We start from the raw sequence: 20,782 nt of genomic DNA, 5'->3' as shown, positions 1-20,782 counted from the left end.
GGGGGGTGATCGTGGAAGGCATGAAGGAACTGGTGGAGTACGGTGTGATCGGCCTGTTGATCGGGCTGAGTTTCTGGGCGGTGGCGGTGGCGATCGAGCGGTGGTTGTGCTACCGGCGGATCGATGTGCATGCGTACCCGTCGCTCGACGCATGTGAAATCGCGTTGACCAAACGGCTGGTGGTGATCGGAACCGTGGCGGCCAACGCACCCTACATCGGCCTGCTCGGCACCGTATTGGGCATCATGCTCACGTTCCACACGATGGGGACGTCCGGCGCGCTGGCGGTCACCACGATCATGATCGGCTTGAGTCTCGCGTTGAAGGCGACCGCGGCAGGACTGGTCGTCGCGATTCCCTGCGTCGTCATGAACAACGTGCTCCGGCGGCGCGTCAGCGAGCTGCTCGCGCAGTACAAGGCGTACCATGGAGCGTGAGGTCGATCAAATCAATGTGATTCCGCTGGTCGATATCATGCTGGTGCTGCTCGTGATCGTGCTGACCACCGCGACGTTCATCACGACGGGACAGATCCCGGTCAATCTTGCCAAAGCCTCGACTTCGAGCGACCGGCAGGACCGGCCGATTGTCGTGACGGTCACGGCAGAGGGCACGGTCTTCGTGGAGGATCGGGCCATCACCGACGAACAACTGGATACTGCCCTGGCAACCCATTCACGCCAATCTCCTGTCCTGGTCAGGGCAGACAAGGTCACCCGACTGGAACGATTTGTCGCCGTCGTCGATCGCATCCGTGGACTTGGATTCCAACAGGTGAGTCTGGAGGTGATGAAGTGGTGAGATGTCACGTGTCCGAAGGTCGCTCACTTTAAACCTTTCGCGTCTGACGTTTCAGGGTCTGAAACTGTAGTATCCGTGAGCAGGTGTCTGTAGACCATTTCCTACGCGGTGTCGTAGGCTACTCTCCTTTTTTCTGTAGGACTATTCCGTGAACGAGTTTCTTCGCGCCATGCATGCGACCGATCGATCCGGCCGGACCCCTCGGCTGGTTGCGCTGCTTGCCTGCCTGCTCATCGGCATTCGCTTCGCGGCAAGCATCGTCTGCTCGACCTGCTTTACCGATTGGGAGCAGGCGAAGACGCGGGCCTTCTATCTCCATAGCGGGTGGGATCGTGATCGATGCCACCATGGGCTGGCTCCGGCCAGCCTGTGGATCGTCTGGGCCTGTTCCGTCAACGAAGATGAATCGGCGTTTGTCCTGCCGGAGATTCCCCGCTTGCCGGTCGTCGTGTCGATCTTCGTCCCGCTCGTGTTCCTGTTGATCAGTTATCGTAGTCTCATACCGATTACGGCCAATGGCCGCGGTCCTCCCCTCAGCGCCTGCTAGCCCAGTACCTAACACCGTCACAACGAAACACAAGCCGCCATCGGTTGAGTCCGGGGCCATGCCTGTGCCGTGGCGCTCATATCTTGCGATATGAGCGGGCGCGGTCTGCTCGCAGATTGTCGCCGTTCCCCCGCAGGCCCGGTCGCGGACCCAGTCCCGGTCCGCCGGCGCTATGTCAGCCTGTTATTGCCGCATGCCGGCGTGAACAGGGAGGAGAGTCTTGTCATGAAGTCAGTCGAATCAGTGCAAGAAGTACATCGCCCTTGTCGAAGTTTGGGGCCGGTCGGCCGGATCGCCGCCGCCTGCGCCATCATGATGACATTCACGGCCTGTATCGGGCCGCATAAACCGGTGCCGACTCAACGGGCGCAAGAACCCGCAGCTCAGTCTGGAGGAGCGACAGAACCGTCCACCGTCCCCGAAGCGGCTTCGGCTGAGGCACCGCCTTCCGGAGTGCCCCCTGTGCCACTTCCCGTCCCGCCGATGGCGGAGGCGCCGACTCAGGCCGCGGCGCCGACGGGTGGCGAGGTGCCGGTGGTGGACGTCAAACCGGTCTATGTCGTGGCGCAGCAAGAATCCTACAAGGTGGACCGTACCACCACGGCGACGAGGACCGACACGCCGATCATGGAAACGCCCTATTCGGTGCAGGTCGTCCCGCAGCAGGTCTTGAGGGACCAGCAGGCTGTGCGTTTGGAGACCGCGCTGAAGAACGTGAGCGGCGTCAGCGTGTTCCCGAGCTCGATCGAGGGGACCGACAGTTACATGATCCGGGGCTTCGACTCCTTGGCGTACTATCGAAACGGTGTATTGAGACCGACCAACAACATGGTCGAAACCTCGAACATCGAGCGGGTGGAAGTGTTGAAAGGACCGGCGTCGATTCTCTATGGCCGGGCGGACCCGGGAGGCATCATCAACGTGGTCACGAAGCAGCCGCAGGCCACGCCCTACTATTCGTTCCAACAGCAAATCGGGTCGTATAATTTCTTCCGGACGACCGGCGATGCGACCGGCCCACTCACCAAAGACGGGAGTCTCCTCTACCGGTTCAATTTAGCCTATGAGAACTCGGAATCGTTCCGAGACTTCGTCGATCGGAAGACGATCTTCTTTGCCCCGGTCGTGAAATGGAACGTTAGTCCCCGCACGCAGATCACGGCTGAGATGGAGTATCACAACATCAATACGAAATCGGATGGCCTCCTCCCGGCGCTCGGCAACCGTCCGGCTCCGATTCCGATCAGTCGGTACTTGGATGAGCCGAGCTTCAGCAAAAGCGCCAATGAACGGTTCTTCACGGGCCTCAACTGGTCGCACGAATTTAATGACGACTGGAAAATCACCCATCGGCTATCCGGGGAGTTCATTCACGGCCGTGGCCATCGAGAGATCGTGCCGTTTACTTCCGTTCAACCGGACGGCACCGTTCAGCGCTTTCTGGCCGACGTTCCGCCGGGGCAGCAGGAAAATCGCTATCAAAGCTCCCTCAACCTGATCGGTCATTTCGATACAGGCCTGGTCAAGCACACGTTGTTGTTCGGGTACGATTTTCTGTATCAGACCGACAAATATAGCGTGGCCAAATGCTGTGATACCGATCCGGCATCCAATTTCCCGATCAATGTGTTCAATCCGGTCTATGGCCTGGGGATCCCGAGTCTCGATCAAATCCCCGATAACGGCCCGTTCGGGTCGTCTCGGTCGTGGCACGGAGTCTATGTGCAGGATCAGGTCAAGTTGCCCTTCAACCTGCATGCGCTCGCGGGTGCTCGATACGATGATGCCGTGTCGCATGACACCGTGTTGAACGAGAAAACCGGAAAGGACCATCGCCTGTCTCCGCGGGTCGGCCTGGTGTGGCAACCGATGACCTGGCTCTCGCTCTATGGTAGCTACACGGAGAACTTCGGACTCCAGAATGCCTTCGATGCAAGTCGGCAGCCGCTGCCTCCACAAACGGCGCAGCAATTTGAAGCGGGCGTTAAGACGGAGTTTTTTGACGGCCGCTTGAGAACGACCGTGGCCTACTTCGACCTGACCAAGCAGAATATTGCTGTGCCCGTGCCAGGCACGCTTTTCTCCCGTGCGATCGGTGAGGCGCAGACACGCGGCATCGAGCTCGATGTCAGCGGCGAAATTCTGCCGGGCTGGAGCGCCATTGCCTCCTATACCTACATGCCATTTGCCAAGGTCACCAACGATGTGGGCGACGATGGGAGCGGCAATCCCACCCCTGGCAATACGGGTAATCGGCTGTTCAATACGACCAGGAACATGGGCAGTCTCTGGACCACCTACGCGTTTCAGGATGAGGAACTCCAAGGCGTGAAGCTGCGTGGCCTCAAGGTCGGAGCGGGGATGCAGGCGGCTGGAGAACGGCAAGGCGATGCCGGGAATCTCTTTCAACTCCCGGGATATGCCATCGCGAATGCCATGGCCAGCTACGAATGGCGGATGGGGATGACCAAAATGACGGCTCAGCTCAATGTCAGCAATCTGTTCGATAAGACCTATTATGCCGGCACCATCGGAGGGCCGTATTTCATCATGCCCGGCATGCCGCGCTTCTTCATGGGGTCGATCCGGATGGAGTTCTAGAGGCGTGAAAGGTGACATGATGAACGTGAACTGAAGCGCACATCGTACGTTTCACGAGCCTCCGGCGGAGAGCCCAGTCCGCACTGCGAAAACGCGGTGCGGACTGTAGCAACGGTGAGCAGGCGTCTGTAGACAATTCTCCCGGTCGTTCCGTAGGGTGAGGCCCCTTACTTTTCTCGAGACTGCCCGTGAAACAGGTCTGTCGATTCATGCATCTTCCGGGATATCAGGGCCGCGCATCGCGCGATGTCGTGCTGCTTGCCCTGTTCCTGATCGGCATTCGTCTCGTGGCCGGGTTCATCCATGTCAGTTGCTTCAACGAAGTCGAGCCACCACCCGCGCGGTCGTTTCACCTCCATGCGGGAGGCGACAGAATTCCCTGTCATCACGGTAAGGCTCCAACGAGCCCTCTGAGTGATTGGGCCTGTTCAGTCAATCAGGATGAGTCTGCCTTTATCCTGCCCGACGTTCCGCTCCTGCCGGTGGTCGTGTCGCTCTTTCTCCCGTTACTGCCGCTCAGTCTCTCGTTCGGGAGTCGCTCGCCGATTATCCCGCACGGCCGCGGCCCTCCTCGTTGCGTCCTCGTCTTGTAGGTCAGGGTTCCCATACATATCACCTCAGTCTGAGCCGCAGGACCGCTGCATCGGAGGCGATGCGCGCGCCAGGGAACCGGCATCACTCGATGTCGGAAGGGGCGGGTCTTTCGTGGACCGTCCCGCACACCCTGGGCGTCAGGCGTCGGTCTTCGACACCGGTCTCCCCGGCTCGACGAGTTGCGTTCACGACCGCGTACCGGCGTGGACTGGAAGAGGAGTGTCGTCGATGAAGTCAGCAGAGTCGTCCCAGGAAAAATTCCTATCCGAACCACATAGCGCACCGCGGGCCTCGGTCATCGGCAGGCTGGCCGTACCGGCCTGTCTCGTGCTGTTGACGGCCTGCATTGGTCCGCAGAAGCCGGTCCAGATTGAACAGGACCATCGTTCTCCCTCCGCCGAATCGGCTCAGGGAGACTCGGTTCAGGAGACCAGCCGGCAGGAGGTGGCTGCGCCGATTCAGCCTCTTCCGCTTCCCGTGCCCCTGCCGGCCGAGGCTTCGGCCGAGGCACAAGCCTCCAGAACGAGCGAGGCTCCCGTTGTGGAGGTGAAACCCGTGTATGTGGTCGCGCAGGCCGAGTCCTACCGCGTGACGAACGCCGTGACGGCGACCAAAACCGATACCCCGATCATGGACACGCCGATGTCGGTGAAGGTCGTGCCTCAGCAGGTGATGCGGGATCAGCAGGTCGTGCGGGTCGACCAGGCGTTGAAAAACGTCAGCGGCGTGATCAGCGGCGCCGAGGGTGACATGCAATTTAATGTGCGCGGATTCGACCAGTTCAACTTCTATCGCGATGGGTATCCTTTCCAGGGACAGTTTTTTCATGCGGAAGACCTGACGAATATCGAGCGGGTTGAAGTGTTGAAAGGCCCGGGCTCCATTCTCTACGGGCGGGCCGAGCCGGGCGGCATCATCAATTTCGTGACCAAGCAACCGCTGGATCAGCCGAATTATTCGCTCCAACAGCAATTCGGTTCGTATGGCTGGTATCGGACCAACGCCGATCTCACCGGCCCCCTTACTGCGGATAACACGGTGTCCTACCGATTGAATATCGGGTATCAAACAAACCAGACGTTTCAGCAGTTCGGCGGCAACGAACGGCTGATTATTTCCCCGCAGGTACGATGGCGCATCAGCGACCGCACCACGTCCACACTGAAGTATGAATACAGCGATCTTTCGCTCACCGGAAAGGGGAATATTCCCTTGCTGGGCAACCGTCCCGCCCCCATTGCGCGGGAGCTGAATCTCGGCGAACGCTGGAACCTGCAGAACGACAAGTATCACCTCGTCTCATTGGTCACCGAGCATGCCTTCAACGACGCCTGGTCGATCCGGCATCGCTTCAATTTCAGTAACCACCAATTGACGTTGACCGGGCAGAATGTGGGGAATGCCGCGGCCAACGGGGATGTGAGTCGATTCTTCTTCGCGCAGAATACGGATGGCCGGGACTATACGCGCAACTTTTTTAATGCCCTCGAACTGACCGGCCACGTCTCGACCGGCCCGATCAAGCATACGCTCTTGTTCGGTGGAGACTATCTTCACAGCGACATCCGCGCGACGATGGCCGGATTTACGCCGGGCACCGACGACGTGATCAATCTCTTCAACCCGATTCATACGGCCGGGCCGCCGGTCATCGCGCCCGGCGACGTGACGACGTTCAATTGGTCGCTCCCGTGGTTCGGCCTCTATGCGCAGGATCAAATCGAGTTGCCCTACCACATCCACATCCTGGCGGGATTCCGGTACGACAACGCAAAAACCTCTACATCCAACGAGAACCTAGGGGTCCGGACGTCGACGATCAAGGATACCAACGACCGGATTTCACCCCGAGCCGGGGTCTTGTGGCGCCCTGTTCCCGAGTTTTCGCTCTATGGCAGTTATACGGAAAACTTCGGGGCCTCGAACACGTTCACGGCCGGGTCTCTCGTACCGCTGCCGCCGCAAACGGCCCAACAATGGGAGGTGGGGGCCAAGACGGAACTCTTCGGGGGTCGGTTTGTCGGCTCGTTGGCCTACTTCGACCTGACCAAGCAAAACCTGCCGGTCTTTTTCTCGGGTGGAACCAGGGCGGTGGGTGAGGGAGAGAGCCGCGGCTTGGAATTGGATGTCAGCGGGGAGATTCTACCGGGCTGGAGCGTCATCGGCGCCTATGCCTATATGCCTTTTGCTAAGACCACGAAGGACGATCCCGATCTGGGAACAATGGGCAAACGTCTCAACAACGCGCCGGTCAACAGCGGCAGTCTATGGACCGTCTATCAGTTCCAGGAGGACAGGCTGCAGGGGCTGCGAATCGGAGTAGGGGTGCAAGGGGTCGGCGAGCGCCAGATCGGGTTCGGTGAAACGGCGCAGGCACCGGGATATGTCGTGACCAACTTGATGGCGAGTTATCAATGGCGTGTCGGCACAGCTCGGTACACCGCACAGTTGAACGTGGATAATCTGCTCGACAAGAATTACATCGGACAAGTCTTTTCCTATGGACCGACCTACTACGGCGTGCCGCGGTTCTTCATGGGGTCGGTCCGGATGGAGTTTTGACGGCGTGAAACGTGAATCGTGAAACGTGGGAAGAAAGACGTCACACGTTTCGGCGATGGGGAATGCAGTCCGCACCGCGAGAACGCGGTGCGGACTGTAGCAACTGTGAGCAGGCATCCGTAGACAGGCCTTGGAATGGCTGCGTACAGTCGAACAGTATTACTGCGGAGATCAATTCGTGCATTCGCCGGTACGCCTCATCCCCCATAGGCCGCTTGATCGACGGTTGTCATTTTTGGCGGTCGGCACGGCCTGCCTATTGATCATCATTCGGCTCATCGCGGCGGTGGTCTGCGCGGCCTGTTTCTACGACTTTGAAGAGCCACAGCGCCGCTCCTTCCATCTACATACCGACGGCGACCGGTCCCCCTGTCACGATGGCCGCGTCGAAGTCGATCCGGTAACCGCTTGGGCCTGTCAGGTCAACAAAGATGAACCAGCATGTGTGTTGCCGGAAATCCCTCGTTTGCCGGTCCTTGTATCGTTCTTCGTGCCGTTGATCCTGCTGATGTGGTCCTATCCTGGCCGCCCGCTGGTCGCGGCTCATGGCCGCGGTCCCCCGTTCCTCGTGCACTGATTCAATTACAGTCACTTGTTTCTCGACCGATCCGTTGCCATGCAGACGGCCTGCGCTCGTCGGCTAGTTGCGCGATTTGTGTCGAGGTCATTCTTGCGCGACCTACATGAATCGGGTCGAAAGGGGAACGCATGCGTTGGTCAGCCTGCGCCGCGAGAGGCGTCGTTTTGTCTCGATGTGTCATGGGGATGGGTATTGTCTTAGGGGTACTGGGGGCAGGGCCTGGATTGTCGGCGGAGCCGCTGCCAGCGCCCACGGCTGACGCTGAAACGGTACCGGAGGTCGGTATGCCTGAAGTGGTGGTCTCCGCCACGCGCACACCGCAGTCGATTGCGACGATTCCGGGGTCGGTCACCGTCATCACGGAGCAGCAGATTCAGCAACAGAACACGATTTCGCCCACGCGAGCGTTAAATGATCTGTTGGGGAAATTGGTGCCGGGCTTCAGCCAGGCGGAGCAGAGCACCGCCACGTCGTTTGCACAAACCTTGCGCGGGCGTGACATTCAAGTGTTGGTGGACGGGGTGCCGCAAAACACCAGTCCGATGACGGGTCGCGATCTGTTCACGATCGATCCGAGCGCGATCGAGCGAATCGAGGTGATTCGCGGCGCCACGGCGGTGTATGGCAACGGCGCGACCGGCGGGCTTGTCAACATCATCACCAGGAAAGGGACGGACGGCAAGCCGGTCTATACGAGCGATACGAGCCTCAACATCGCGCCGCGCCGCCCGGGGCAGAGCATCGGCGGCACCATCACGCAAGGAGTCTCGGGGAAAAAAGGCGCGGTCGACTATGTGGTGACCGGCGCATTCAATCATATCGGCGGGACGTTTGATGCCCAGGGAGATCGATCGATGCCCAGTCATGGCGGCGGCATCGGGAGTGTGGCGAACTCTACTACCTATAACCTGTTTGCCAAGATCGGCTATCAGTTCACCGAGGAGCAGCGGTTGCAACTCTCCGTGAACTATCTACAACACCGCCAGCACTCGGATTTCATCGTGGACGGGGCTGGCTCTTTGGTATGCCCTACTCCGCAGAGTCCCGGCTGCTTTCGCAGCAAACAGCGGTATCTATCTGGGATGCAGCTGGACGACCAACAGCTTGGGGAGAACACGAATGTGAATCTGGAGTACACGCACCGGTCGTTATGGGGAAGTCAGATCAAGACGCAGCTGTTTCACATGAATAATTCGACCCGGTATCAGCCATGGGATGCGCGTGCGTTCGGAGGACCTCTCCAGCAAGGCTCGCAGGACTCGCGTAAATGGGGCGGTCGGTTCTGGGCGACGACGCCGATTCCCCTCTACGGCGATCCTGAGATTCTGTGGGGCGCCGACTACATCGTGGAAAACGGCGGGAGCCGTTCAACGTTCTTCGATAATGCGCAATTCGATGCCAGCGGAGGGCGTATCTTCACGAAAAACGGTGTCGAGCAAACCGGCAAAACCTTACTTCGGAATATCGGGACGTTCGCGCGGATGCAGTGGCATCCTCATGAGCGATGGCTGCTGCGGGGCGGCGTACGATACGAAGATGTCCGCCTGGAGGCATCGGATTTTATCAACTTCATTCAGAACACCATTCAGGGCGGGACGGTCGGGTACAGCGCCACGGTGTTCAACGCGGGGACAGTGGTTGATCTCACAAAGGAAATCAACACGTTCTTTAACTACTCCGAAGGCTTTTCGCTGCCGAGCCTGGCCGACTCGTTTGCTTTCCAGCCGTCGGGTAGTTTGGAATCGGTGAAGCCGAAGGCCATTCGCGTGCGGAATTATGAAGTTGGACTTCGCGGCACGTGGAGCCCTTTGACCGCCTCCTTGTCGCTATTCCGCAGCACCTCTCAATTCGGGGCCGTGTTCAATCTCCTGACGGGGCAACTCCAACAGGTGCCGGAAGTCATCGAAGGCATCGAGGCGGCGGTGGATGCGCGGCCAAGCGATCGCCTGCGAATCGGCGGGACCCTGACCTATCAAAAGGGGAAAGCCGACCTCACGAATGATGGGAATTACACGCCTCTAACTACGGCTCGTATTCCGCCGCTCAAATTGACTGCGTACCTTGAGCACGAGACCGTGCCGGAGTGGCAATGGCGCAATCGCATTCAGATGCTGTACTCCGGAACGCGCAGTCAGTCCCACGAGGCATTTCTGGCGGGACGCGGCGGGGATGGTCTGGCGGTGTCGAGCTATGTGATCGTGGATCTCTACAGTACGATCAAGGCCGGGCCCGGGTATCTGCGGCTCGGGGTCGAGAATCTTCTGAACAAGATGTATTTTCTGCCGCAGGCACAAATCGTGGGAACCGGGATTACGGGTGGGCGAGGCACCGTAGTGACAGTCGGTTACAACATGAAGTTCTGATTGCGATCTCCGCCCAACGATCGTCAATGCCGCTGTTTTTCAGGTGGGAGCGTGACTGTTTGAAGGAAGCCTCAATGCGATAACTGGCCCTGCTCTCAGCCTCCGCACCTGCCGACCGGCAGGTGCGGGGCCCATCCATCTCCGCGACGGACCCTCGGATGTAGCATGCGTGAGCAGGAGGCAGTAGACATGAGGGAAGTAGTTTCGTATGGTAGTGTGTCTCAACCTACATCGAAAGTGTGTCTGGTGAACGACATCTTCCGGCTCATGTCCCTCCGTGGGAGAACGGGACGAACTCCGTCGCTCCTGCTCTTACTTGCCTGTCTCCTGGTTGCCATCCGGTTGGCGGCTGGCTTTGTGTGTGTGACCTGTTTTACCGATTTCGAGAAGCCGACCAGCCGCAGTTTTCATCTCCACGCCGGGGGAGACCTGAATCCGTGCCACCATGGCCGGGTGGAGGCCGGCCCCCTCATCAACTGGGCCTGCACCGTTACGCAGGATGACACGGCGTTCATCCTGCCCGATGTTCCTCTGCTGCCGGTCGTGGTCTCGCTGTTTGTTCCCCTGTTGCTCCTCGTGGTGTCTTATGGAAACCGACTGCTGATTGCGGCCCATGGCCGTAGCCCTCCTCCTGTCATCGCCTGATTCCAGTTACGCAACGCTTCTGAACGGTCACCAATCCGGCTCGGGTCGCATTTCATGCGGTCCTGTGCCGGATCGTTTCACTATCCTCAGGCTCCATCCCCGTGGGGTCGGCAGGGCGTGGACGCGTGGCGGCGTCAGGAACCTCGCGGCGCATTCCGGCTCGATTCGTTGGAGTAGTAACAATGGCGCAAGAGATCGCCGCACCGGCGTCCCTGGCAGGAAACCAGGCCGGGAAGACGCAGGCGCGACCTGTCTGGAAATATGTGTGGCGCACGTGGTGGGTGCAGGTGCACCTCTACTTGGGATTATCCGTTGGGGCCTTGCTGGTGGTGTTCGGCGTGACCGGCAGTATCCTCGTATTTTTCCAGGAGATCGATGAGTGGCTGAATCCAGTCCTGCTGACGGTGTCTGTGCCGTCGCCGGGGTCTGCTCCCGTTCGTCCGCTGCAGGACATTGTGACTGCAGCTCAGCAGGCGGCGACACCGGGGAGCCGGATCGTTCAGTTGTACGGCCCCCGGAATCGTACCGGTGTGTTTGCGGTCTATGCCGAGCATCCGTCGAAAGCCTGGCAACGAATCTATGTCGACCCTTACCGGGCCGCTGTGACGGGCGTCCGCAGTTACGCTGCCTATGAATGGGTGCCGCACTATCTGATGGACGTCGTCTTTCAGCTTCATTTTGCGCTGTTTCTGGGTGAGAACGGGCTGATCGTCGCTGCCGTGGGCGCATTGCTCCTGCTGCTGTCGTTGATCAGCGGGGTGATTGCCTGGTGGCCGCTCACCGGCCAGTGGCGGCAGGCCTTCGTTTTGAGATGGCCCAGTACTCCGGTCCGTCTGAATTTCGACCTGCACAAGACCTTTTCGCTCTACACCTGTCTCGTGCTCGGCGCGGTCTTGCTTTCGGGCGTCTGGATGAACTGGAACGATCCGTTCGTGTGGGTGGTCCGGCTCTTGTCCCCTGCCACCCGTGGGCCTGAGCAGGCTCCGGTGTCCATTCCGCTCGAAGGCCGGGAACCGATCACTCCCGCGCAGGCGCTGGCGCTTGCGACGGCTCGTTACCCGGAAGGAGTGCTGAACAGTCTCGTGATGCCGGAGGATTCGACGGGTATCTATCTGGTGGGCCGGAAGGAGGTGTCGGGCCTCAGCCCCTTCTGGTCTGAACGAACGGTGAGTATCGATCAGTACAGCGGCGCCATTCTGGATGTGCGTGAGCCCGCCACCCGGCGAAGCGCCGGGGAGACGTTTGCGGACTGGCAATGGCCGTTACATTCCGGCCAGGCATTCGGATTACCCGGTCGCCTGATGGTCTGTCTGAGCGGATTGGCCTGTCCGGTCATCTATGTGACCGGCGTGCGGATGTGGTGGCGAAAGCGGTCGGCACGCCGCATGCGTCCGGCCTGAAGGGGGTGCGTGCGGAGTGACGTTTCTCTGCGGTAGAGTGTCAGCCGCCTGAAAATGGAGGTCTTGTGTCTGCACAACCGACGATAGAACAACCGGAACCGAGGAAGCCCAGTATTCATGACGCGGACTTGGACGGGTTGGCCATCCGGCGAACTGAACCGCATCTGCCCCGGCGCAACGGGCGGGGCCGGTGGTGGCTGTGGCTCCTGCTCCTGACCCTGGTGACGGGCGGCGCGTTTGTGGCCTGGAAGTCAGGTCTCACCGGCTACGGTGAGGCGGTTGAGGTGACCCCGGTGGTGCGCATGCCGGCAGGCGGCGTCTCAGGGCTCGCCGCCACAGGGTACGTCGTCGCGCAGCGCCAGGCGTTGATCGCTTCCAAAGGCACGGGTCGGCTGGAGTATCTCGGGGTCAAGGTCGGCGACCCGGTGAAGGAAGGCCAGATCATTGCGCGGCTCGAACATTCGGATATCGATGCGCTGTTGCAGCAGATGGTGGCGAAGCTCAACGTGGCGCGGGCGCAGCTGGGTGCGGCGAAGCCGGAACTGGAAGACGCCACACTCCACTTCGAACGGGTGAAGATGCTGTTGGAGAAATCGTTCATCACCAAATCGGAATACGATATCGCCGGGGCGCGAGTCCGGCGCGCGGCCGCAGCGGTCCGATCGGCCGAAGCGTCCGTGATGGCGGCGGAAGCGGAACGGAAAGCGGCCGAGGTTCAGCTTGAAAACACGAACATCCGCGCGCCCTTCGACGGGATTGTCGTGAAGAAACTGGCGGAACTGGGCGAAGTCGTCTCTCCGATGACCGCGTCGGTCCGTTCCGGCGGCTCCGTCGTCACCATCGTCGATCCCGCGTCCGTGATGGTCGATGCCGAGGTGTCGGAATCCATGATCAACCGCGTCCAGGCCGGGCAGTCCGCCGAGATTCAGTTGGATTCCGTTCCGGGACACCGGTATCGCGGCGAAGTGGTCCAGGTGATGCCCATTGCCGATCGGGCCAAGGCGACGATTCTGACGCGGGTGCGATTCCTCGAATTGGATGAACGGGTCCGCGCCGAACTCAGCGCAAAAGTGACGTTCGGGCCGAAGCCCGGATCGGTCGAGGAGGACAGAGAATCCTGGGGGGTTCCCCCGACGGCCGTCGTGAGTCGCGATGGCCGTCAGATCGTATTCGTCGTCAAAGACGCGGTGGTGACGGAACGCGTGGTGGAGGCCGTCTCGACCTCGGGGCCGATACAAGCCGTTCACGGCCTGTTGACTCAGGCCGATGAGGTCGTCGTGGCGCCGCCGGCCGACCTGCGGGCCGGTGCCCCGGTGACCATCCGGCGGCGGACGTTATAAGGCTGCACCGTGTACGATCCCGTCGTCACGCTCCAACGGATCTCGAAAACCTATTCGCGGGCAGGCACGGACGTGTCCGTGTTGCGCGATCTCTCCTTCACGATTCCCGCGGGAACGTTCCTCGCCATCATGGGGCCCTCGGGGTCCGGAAAAAGTACGTTGCTCAATGTGATGGCGGGGATCGATCGGCCGACCAGCGGGTCGGTCGTCGTGGCCGGCACCCGACTCGACGACCTTTCCGAGGGCGACATGGCGCGATGGCGGGCCCGGCACATCGGCTACGTGTTCCAATCGTACAATCTCATTCCGGTGCTCACCGCCTCGGAGAATGTGGAACTGCCGCTCCTGCTCACACATCTGTCGCGGCAGGAACGGAGGGAGCATGTGAAGACGGCCTTGCGGCTGGTGGGCCTGGGGGAGCGGATGGACCATTACCCGCGCCAGCTTTCAGGTGGGCAGGAGCAACGCGTCGGTCTTGCCCGCGCCATCGTCAGCGACCCCACCATGATCCTGGCGGACGAGCCGACGGGCAATCTCGATCGTGAATCCGCCGAGGATATTCTGACCCTGTTCGGTCGATTGAATCGGGAACTGGGGAAAACCATCGTGATGGTAACGCACGACCCTCGCGCCGCCGAGCGTGCGCAGATGATTCGTCATCTGGAAAAGGGCATCCTGGAATCTCCGCCATGACGCTCGGCCGGCTCGTGCTCCGCAATACGTTGCGCCGCCCGGTCCGGCTGGCCTTGACGGTCTGGGGGCTCGCCATGGTCGTGCTGGCGTTCGGCCTCATCCGTCTGACGCTCGACGAATGGCAGGGGGCGGCAAAAGCGGCCAGCAAGAACCGGCTGATCACGGTCCATGCGATGTCGGGGGCCTTGCCGCTTCCGTTGGCATACAGAGATCGCATGGCGGTGCTGTCGGGGGTGCGGTCCGTGCACTATGGCGTCGAGTTCGGCGGGATCTACAAGGATCCCAAGCAGCCGTTGGCCTCCTTCGCCGAGCCGGCGGCGACATTGCTGACCACATATCCTGAAATTCTGCTCTCCGAGAGGGAGCGTCTGGCCTTTGTACAGGATCGCCGCGGGTGCATCGTCGGCCTGTCCCTGGCCGAGCGGTACGGATGGAAACTCGGCGATGTCATTCCGCTGACCGGGACCAGCTATCCGGGGCAATGGGAAGTGATTGTGCGTGGCATTTACCGCAGCAGCAACCTCATGATCTGGTCGGATCAGGAATTGTTTCTGCAGTGGGAGTATCTCAATGAACAGGTGAAGACGACACAGCCAGACCGCGCCGATCAGGTGTCGTGGTACGCGATCGATGTGAACGAGGGGAGTAATCCACGGGCGGTGGCCCTGGCGATCGATGCGCTGTTTGCGAACTCGTTTGCCGAGACACGCACGGAACTGGAGCAGGCGTTCATTGCCGGGTGGGTCGAGCGGTCGAGCGCACTGCTGTACGGCCTGGAAGCGGTGTCCGCGGTCATCAACGGGATCGCGCTCCTGGTCCTGGTGAACGCGCTGGCCATGGCGATCCGGGAACGGACCAGGGAATATGCCGTGATCAAGACGCTGGGATTTCAGCCACGGCATTTTTGCATCCTGGTGTTGGGCGAGTCGTTGTTGCTGGCCCTCTCCGGCGGGGCCCTGGGATTGGGCCTGCTCGTCCCCGCCTCGCGGCTCTACGCGCAGATGACCCAATCGAACGGGTATGTGGCCACTTACGCGGTGTCGATGGAGACGGTGGGGTTGTGTCTGGGCATGATGGTGCTGGTGGCCTTGGGCGCGGCGATCTGGCCGGCGGTCCGTCTCATCCGGATGACGACGTTGGACGGGCTGCGGCATGCGGGATAGGAGCCTGTCAGAGTAATCCTTCGTAGCGAGGCGGAGGAGTTGCCGGCGGATGCGAGGCCGCAGGCTCGAAAAAACCGGAAATGTATTCGCTGAATACGTTGAGGATTTTTACGGGCCGAGAACGACGCAGATGCCGGCAGATCATTTGCCGCAGCAGAATGGCATTACTCAGACAGGCTCCGAGGCGGAGGTAGGGACATGTTCCGGTGGGGTCTGTACAGCCTCAGAAATCTGTGGGCTCGCCGTGTGACGACGGCGTTGACCGTCGTTGGTTTGGGGCTGGTGGTGTTCGTGTTACTGGCCGTGTTGATGTTGGCCCATGGATTGGAGCAGACACTGGGGAAGACGGGCGATCCGGAGAACGTGATCGTTCTGCGTAAAGGCGCGCTCTCGGAAATCGGCAGCAGCCTGTCCCGCGAGGAAATACGCGCTGTGGCAGCTCAGCCGGATGTTCGACTGACGGCGGATGGCCGGCCGCTGGCGGTCGCTGAAGTCGGACTGCAATTGACGCTGCGGAAGGGGCAGGGCGGCAGTCTGACCAGCGTGACCTTGCGGGGCACGGCACCAGAGGCGCTGGCGGTGCGGCCGGCGATCCGGCTGATCCAGGGGCGGCTGTGGAAGCCGGGCACCACCGAAATCGTCGTGGGTGCCTCCATCGCCAGGCAGTTTCCGGACGCCCGCGTCGATCGGGTGTTGCACTTCGGAAATTGGGCCTGGACCGTGGTCGGGGTGTTCGAGGCCGGCGGCAGCGGGTTCGACTCCGAGGTCTGGGGCGATGCGGAACAATTCTTGGCGACGTTCCATCGCGCCACCTTTTCGTCCATGACCCTCCGGTTGGCACACCCTGCGACGCTGCCCGCCTTCAAGGACCGGATCGAGCGGGACCCACGGTTTAAATTCTCGGTGAAGCGCGAGCCGGAGTATTACGAAGGCAAGGCGGAGGGCCTCGCTAGAATGATTCGCGTCACGGGGCTGTTTCTAACCGTGGTCTTCAGCGTCGGCGCGGTGCTCGGCGCAACGATGACGATGTCGGCGTCGGTGGCCCAACGGACGACCGAGATCGGCACGCTGCGGACCATCGGGTTCACGCGGGTGGCCATCCTGCAGGCGTTTCTGCTGGAATCGATGGCGCTGGGTGCGATTGCAGGTGTGCTGGGAGTCGTCGCCGCGGTGGGACTGCAGTCGATGACGATCTCCACCATGAACTTCGACACCGGGACCGAACTGGTCTTCGGTTTTCACCTCTCGGGCGAGATGATCGCGATCGCCCTCGTCTTTGCGATGCTCATGAGCATCGTCGGCGGCATCGTTCCGGCCACCCGCGCCGCGCGTCTCGTCATCGTGCAGGCGCTGGGGGAACGAACGTTCTGAGCAGGGAGATCGGGCATCGCGTGAATATGTTACTTTCGATGGACAGGCGTTTGACCAAGGCCGCACATTTTGTAGCACGCGTGAGCATCCGTCGGTAGACAACTTGTGTCGAACGGCGTAATTGATACGGCACGCGAGAACTATCAGACCATGAACCGACGAATCTCCCAAACCTCAGTGGCCGGTCTCGCACTCGGAATCGTCTGGGTGTATGTGGTGCTGGCGCTTGTGGCTCCGGGCTGTTCCTTCGCCCATGCCACCCCGTCCGATAGTCATCATCAGCATTCAGGCACGGAATCCCATTCCACCCTTTGCTCCTGGGCCTGTCAGGCGACATCAGATGTCGGCCCGATTTCCCAGGGTGATGTGGGCACGGCCTGGGTCGCTCAATCCCACACGTTGATTACCCCTCCGCTCTTCCTGACTTCCGGGGACCCCACGTCCCTTCATGCCCGTGCGCCGCCCATCCCCGTGAGGGGATAGTTCGGGCGGGGCGCGCGTCGCCACCGATTCATCGCACAGAGGAATCCGATCCCGTCGTCCAGGCCAGAGGCCGAATGGGAGTCATATCGGTCCCGTGCTCCGCCATGTCCGGGCGTTCGGCCCGAGCTATTTCACTCAAGCATGTTGAGTCCGAGGATGGGATTGCCCTCCGATCCCGGACCGCCCGGCAGCGCAGGCGCGTTTCCTGTGACCTCCGCTGCCGGTTCCCACGACGGAACCGCGATGTGTTTTGTATCGGTCCTGAATGGTGGACCCGGTTGTGCGGGAGGCTCGTGCCCCTTCCTGCAGTCGGGGGAGGAGCGGTAACGGACCGCTCCTATCCACCGCCAAGGTGTTGAAGGGGTAGGCGAGATGGTGGAACAGCCGCTGTTGCGTGTGAAAGAGGCCGCGCAATTGCTCCAAGTCAGTAAGTGGACGATCTACCGGTGGATCGATGAAGGACGGCTCAATGCCACGAAGATCGGTGGAGGCAGCCTCCGCATTTTTCGTGTCTCCGTGACGGCGCTGGTGGAAGGCAATCGAACGGATCCGCGTCCACAAGAACCGACGCCGCACCTTAAGGCGGTGCCGCTCAGCGGGCGCAGGGCGATGAAACGATAGGTCTGTCGGAAACGGATCCTGGGGTTGTGCACCCTTCTTCAGGATCTGCCTCCCGGGGTGAGTGGGATGGCCTCCCCCTTCACCCCGGCCCCTCGGGGCCGACGGCAAGACCGGGAGGAAGGAGATGAACATGATGGTGAGAGAGATACTAAGCCTCATTGTGGTGATGGGGGTGGCGTGGAACGGCGGGATCGTGACGACGGTTGCTGAAGCGGGGGCGGCCCCCAAGGACGGCGAAATCGCGCTCCCGGCCGATTACAAAACCTGGCCGAAGTTTTTGAGCGAGGTACAGCGTGAGGATGCCAAGCAGGTGCGGGAATTGTTCGTGAGCCCAGCCGGCGCCAAGGCTTGTCCGGCCTCCGCGTTTCCGCAGGGCACGCAACTGGTTATGGAGTTGTACAAGGCTAAAGCGGAAGGCGAGGCCTTGGCCAAGGGGGCGGACGGAAAGCTGGTGAAAGGCGACCTGCTGAAGGTGTTCGTCATGGAGAAGAACGAGGGGTGGGGGCAGGACGTCCCGGACAATTTGAAGAACGGCGCCTGGGTGCTCGGGGCCTATGGGCCGGACGGCAAGGCGCTGGCCGAAGATTTTACGAAATGCCGGGCCTGCCATGCCCCGCTCGCGCAGAAAGATTTCGTGCACCGGTATGATGAGTTTTGTGCGCAGGGCCATAAGGCGCACTAGCAGGATGCGGAAAAAGTCCGCCAGCGGCGTTCTCGCATCGCTTCGCGGCTCACCGTACCGCACGAGTACGATTCGCCCCTTCGCTCGCTGCGGCCTTGCTGGACGGCCTTTTTTCGCATCCTGCGGGTGATGCTGATACCGATTTGGAATAGCAGGTCGTTCATCATGACCACGAGCAGGACAGATGGGGCCTGTGTGCGGGTCTTGACCTACCTCCTCGCAGGAGTCCCATGGGGGAGCGGTGGTTGGCCGTTCCCCGCCCATCGGCCGCTTGAGTCACAGGTCCCTCGGATCCTGAGGTTGTGCACCCTTCTTCAGGATCTGCCTCCCGGGGTGAGTGGGATGGCCTCCCCCTCCACCCCGGCCCTTCGGGGCTTTCCGGGCTGTTAGTGCGGAGAGGCCGGAGACAGGGAATACAGGACAGAGAATCGACGGAGTCGGTGGAGGGAGCGGCGCACCATGGCTGATTGCACGAAGAAAACCCCGCGGTGGTTACTCATGGCATTGGTGGTCGGCATGGCTTTGTGCGGCGTTGATGGGGGCTGGGCTAATGAGCCGGATGCTTGGAAGCAGTTGTTTACTGATGGTGTGAAGGCCAGGGAAGCGGCGCACTATGCCGAAGCTGAGCAGCTCTTGCAGCGCGCTCTCCGCGAGGCTGAGCAGGCCGGTCCAGACGACGCCCGCGTTGCCACGGCAGCCAACAATCTCGGACTGCTGTATCACGACCAGGGTCGTCTCCAGGAGGCGCAATCGTTATACACCCGTGCGCTGGCCATGTGGGAACAACACTTGGGGCCGGAACACGAAGATGTCGCGGCGGCCTTAAACAACCTGGCGGAAATCGCCCATGCCGAAGGCGATTGGGGCCGCGCGGAGCCGCTATATGAACGGGTGCTGGCAATCGAGCGCAAGGTGCTGGGCGCGGCGCACCCCGATGTCGCGATCAGCCTGAACAATCTGGCCGAGTTGTACCGCAAGCAGGGACGGGAGACAGCGGCCGAATCGATGTATCACCTGGCCCTGATTCTCATGGAAGAGGCCCGTGGCACGGATCACCCCGATCTGGGGCCCGTGCTCAACAACCTTGCCGTCTTGTACAAGGGGCGCGGACTCTATGCCTGGGCGGAACCGTTCTACCTGCGCGCGCTGAAGATGCGCCGCCTGCGATTCGGCGATGAACATCCGGCGGTGGCGATGAGTTTGAATAACGCCGCCTGCCTCTACCAGGCCGAAGGACTCTACGCGTCGGCTCAACGATATTTCGATGAGGCACTGGCCATTGCGGAACGGACGTCCGGACCCCAGGCCTCCTTGACCGGCACGATTGTCGGCAATATGGCGTTTCTCGCCGATGAGCAGGGACTATGGACCCAGGCGCAGTTGTTGTATCAGCGCGCGCTCGTCGTTCAACAGGCGCAACTGGGCTTGCATCATCCCACCGTCGGGTTGTTGGTGGAGCGGTATGCGCGCGTGCTCGATACTCTCGGGCAGCCGGTTGAAGCCGGATTGTTCGCTGCGCGGGCCGCATCGATCCGGGCGCGGGTTCAGCCGGGAGTCGTGCGGCAGGGTTCGGCCATGCGCCAGGGGCCTGCGGTCGGAGAACTCACGCGATAGGTAGTGAAGGCGTCAGGAAGGGAGGTGCTCCATGCCGGTTAGTGCTGCGGTGGCGTCACCGCGTCGGGCGGAGATGGCTCAGGGCGCTCAACACAGGGCGGGGTTGAGTGTGGCAGTCGTGCGATTGCTGGCGGTCGCCCTCGATATCAGCGAGGGCTGGTCCCCGGCGCCTCCCGCTGCGACGCTCTTGATTCCGTTCGGGTATCGGGACTGGCCGAGCTTGACCTCTACGGTGGAATCGCCCGGCGGGCGGAAACGGCTCCGGTTCTACGTGTGCCCCAAGGCACTGCTCACGCCGGACTATGAATCGTTTCCCGTGGGGACCACGTTCGTCGTGGAGTCCGAGCCCTATCCGGAAGGCCCCGGATCCTATCGGGCCAGGCCGTCCGTGTTTGCGATGGAGAAGTGTGCCGGTCTCACGATGGATGGCGCGGGGACGAGGCAGTACGAATCATGGATGTATGCGAGCTGGGATTCGCCCGCTCAGCAGGCCATGGCGGATCGTGGCCGATGCGGCGTCTGTCGACTGCCCTGGCTGACGCCCGCTGACGTTCGATGATCGGTGGACGGGGCTCGACGGTTGGACTGCGCTGACCACGCAGTGAGCTCCGATGAGGGAAGCGTACGCCCATGCGCTTCCCTCTCCCACCATCTTCTTCTCAGGCATGCGTTGCCCTCACGGTGAGTGCGGCCTCCTCTTTCCCTACTGAACAAGACATGAC

Annotated in this window: 19 protein-coding genes; all 19 read left to right on the top strand. The window is 61.1% G+C overall.

The annotated features are described in order from the left end of the window. The first annotated feature begins 11 nt into the window (after positions 1 to 11). The 19 genes from exbB (at position 12) to NSND_RS10700 (ending at position 20,619) form a co-directional block, all read left to right on the top strand. Positions 12 to 437, top strand: a complete 426-nt coding sequence (exbB, locus tag NSND_RS10790; RefSeq protein WP_080880860.1) for a TonB-system energizer ExbB — start codon at positions 12 to 14, stop codon at positions 435 to 437. Further along, on the top strand, positions 427 to 801 hold the full coding sequence (locus NSND_RS10785; RefSeq protein WP_080879008.1) for an ExbD/TolR family protein: 375 nt from the start codon (positions 427 to 429) through the stop codon (positions 799 to 801). The genes exbB and NSND_RS10785 overlap by 11 nt, the downstream gene beginning before the upstream one ends. A gap of 148 nt (positions 802 to 949) precedes the next feature. Further along, the gene (locus NSND_RS10780; protein ID WP_143833513.1) at positions 950 to 1,348 is read left to right on the top strand and encodes a hypothetical protein; all 399 of its coding nucleotides are present in this window, start codon (positions 950 to 952) and stop codon (positions 1,346 to 1,348) included. A 225-nt stretch (positions 1,349 to 1,573) separates the two neighbouring features. Next, entirely contained in the window at positions 1,574 to 3,949 is a 2,376-nt protein-coding gene (locus NSND_RS10775; RefSeq protein WP_143833512.1) for a TonB-dependent siderophore receptor, read from the top strand. Positions 3,950 to 4,158: 209 nt separating this feature from the next. Beyond that, positions 4,159 to 4,542: a hypothetical protein gene (locus NSND_RS10770; protein WP_080880858.1), complete on the top strand. Its 384-nt coding sequence runs from the start codon at positions 4,159 to 4,161 to the stop codon at positions 4,540 to 4,542. A gap of 229 nt (positions 4,543 to 4,771) precedes the next feature. Next, complete coding sequence (locus NSND_RS10765; protein WP_080879006.1) at positions 4,772 to 7,105, top strand: TonB-dependent siderophore receptor; 2,334 nt, start codon at positions 4,772 to 4,774, stop codon at positions 7,103 to 7,105. Positions 7,106 to 7,283: 178 nt separating this feature from the next. Then, positions 7,284 to 7,682: a hypothetical protein gene (locus NSND_RS10760; protein WP_080879005.1), complete on the top strand. Its 399-nt coding sequence runs from the start codon at positions 7,284 to 7,286 to the stop codon at positions 7,680 to 7,682. Positions 7,683 to 7,969: 287 nt separating this feature from the next. Then, complete coding sequence (locus tag NSND_RS21835; RefSeq protein ID WP_200810519.1) at positions 7,970 to 10,048, top strand: TonB-dependent receptor; 2,079 nt, start codon at positions 7,970 to 7,972, stop codon at positions 10,046 to 10,048. 189 nt (positions 10,049 to 10,237) lie between these two features. After that, the gene (locus NSND_RS10750) at positions 10,238 to 10,693 is read left to right on the top strand and encodes a hypothetical protein (RefSeq protein ID WP_235000227.1); all 456 of its coding nucleotides are present in this window, start codon (positions 10,238 to 10,240) and stop codon (positions 10,691 to 10,693) included. A gap of 182 nt (positions 10,694 to 10,875) precedes the next feature. Next, the gene (locus tag NSND_RS10745) at positions 10,876 to 12,093 is read left to right on the top strand and encodes a PepSY-associated TM helix domain-containing protein (protein ID WP_080879003.1); all 1,218 of its coding nucleotides are present in this window, start codon (positions 10,876 to 10,878) and stop codon (positions 12,091 to 12,093) included. A gap of 65 nt (positions 12,094 to 12,158) precedes the next feature. After that, positions 12,159 to 13,433: an efflux RND transporter periplasmic adaptor subunit gene (locus tag NSND_RS10740; protein ID WP_080879002.1), complete on the top strand. Its 1,275-nt coding sequence runs from the start codon at positions 12,159 to 12,161 to the stop codon at positions 13,431 to 13,433. A gap of 9 nt (positions 13,434 to 13,442) precedes the next feature. Then, positions 13,443 to 14,126, top strand: coding sequence for an ABC transporter ATP-binding protein (locus NSND_RS10735; protein ID WP_080879001.1), 684 nt, complete (start codon positions 13,443 to 13,445; stop codon positions 14,124 to 14,126). Continuing rightward, on the top strand, positions 14,123 to 15,289 hold the full coding sequence (locus tag NSND_RS10730; RefSeq protein ID WP_080879000.1) for an ABC transporter permease: 1,167 nt from the start codon (positions 14,123 to 14,125) through the stop codon (positions 15,287 to 15,289). The genes NSND_RS10735 and NSND_RS10730 overlap by 4 nt, the downstream gene beginning before the upstream one ends. Before the next feature lie 198 nt (positions 15,290 to 15,487). Beyond that, positions 15,488 to 16,660: an ABC transporter permease gene (locus NSND_RS10725; RefSeq protein ID WP_080878999.1), complete on the top strand. Its 1,173-nt coding sequence runs from the start codon at positions 15,488 to 15,490 to the stop codon at positions 16,658 to 16,660. Between the two features lie 150 nt (positions 16,661 to 16,810). Beyond that, positions 16,811 to 17,143 carry a hypothetical protein gene (locus tag NSND_RS10720; protein ID WP_143833509.1) on the top strand — a complete coding sequence of 111 codons (333 nt, stop codon included), beginning with the start codon at positions 16,811 to 16,813 and terminating at the stop codon, positions 17,141 to 17,143. Between the two features lie 372 nt (positions 17,144 to 17,515). After that, positions 17,516 to 17,764: a helix-turn-helix domain-containing protein gene (locus tag NSND_RS10715; protein ID WP_013247265.1), complete on the top strand. Its 249-nt coding sequence runs from the start codon at positions 17,516 to 17,518 to the stop codon at positions 17,762 to 17,764. 130 nt (positions 17,765 to 17,894) lie between these two features. After that, on the top strand, positions 17,895 to 18,446 hold the full coding sequence (locus NSND_RS10710; RefSeq protein WP_080878997.1) for a cytochrome P460 family protein: 552 nt from the start codon (positions 17,895 to 17,897) through the stop codon (positions 18,444 to 18,446). 459 nt (positions 18,447 to 18,905) lie between these two features. Then, positions 18,906 to 20,060, top strand: a complete 1,155-nt coding sequence (locus NSND_RS10705) for a tetratricopeptide repeat protein (protein ID WP_080878996.1) — start codon at positions 18,906 to 18,908, stop codon at positions 20,058 to 20,060. A gap of 31 nt (positions 20,061 to 20,091) precedes the next feature. After that, positions 20,092 to 20,619 carry a hypothetical protein gene (locus NSND_RS10700; RefSeq protein WP_080878995.1) on the top strand — a complete coding sequence of 176 codons (528 nt, stop codon included), beginning with the start codon at positions 20,092 to 20,094 and terminating at the stop codon, positions 20,617 to 20,619. The last annotated feature ends 163 nt before the right edge of the window (positions 20,620 to 20,782 follow it).

Source organism: Nitrospira sp. ND1 (assembly GCF_900170025.1).
Lineage (GTDB): Bacteria > Nitrospirota > Nitrospiria > Nitrospirales > Nitrospiraceae > Nitrospira_A.
The sequence above is the reverse complement of the archived record's forward strand: the minus strand, read 5'-3'. Positions and strand labels throughout refer to the sequence as shown.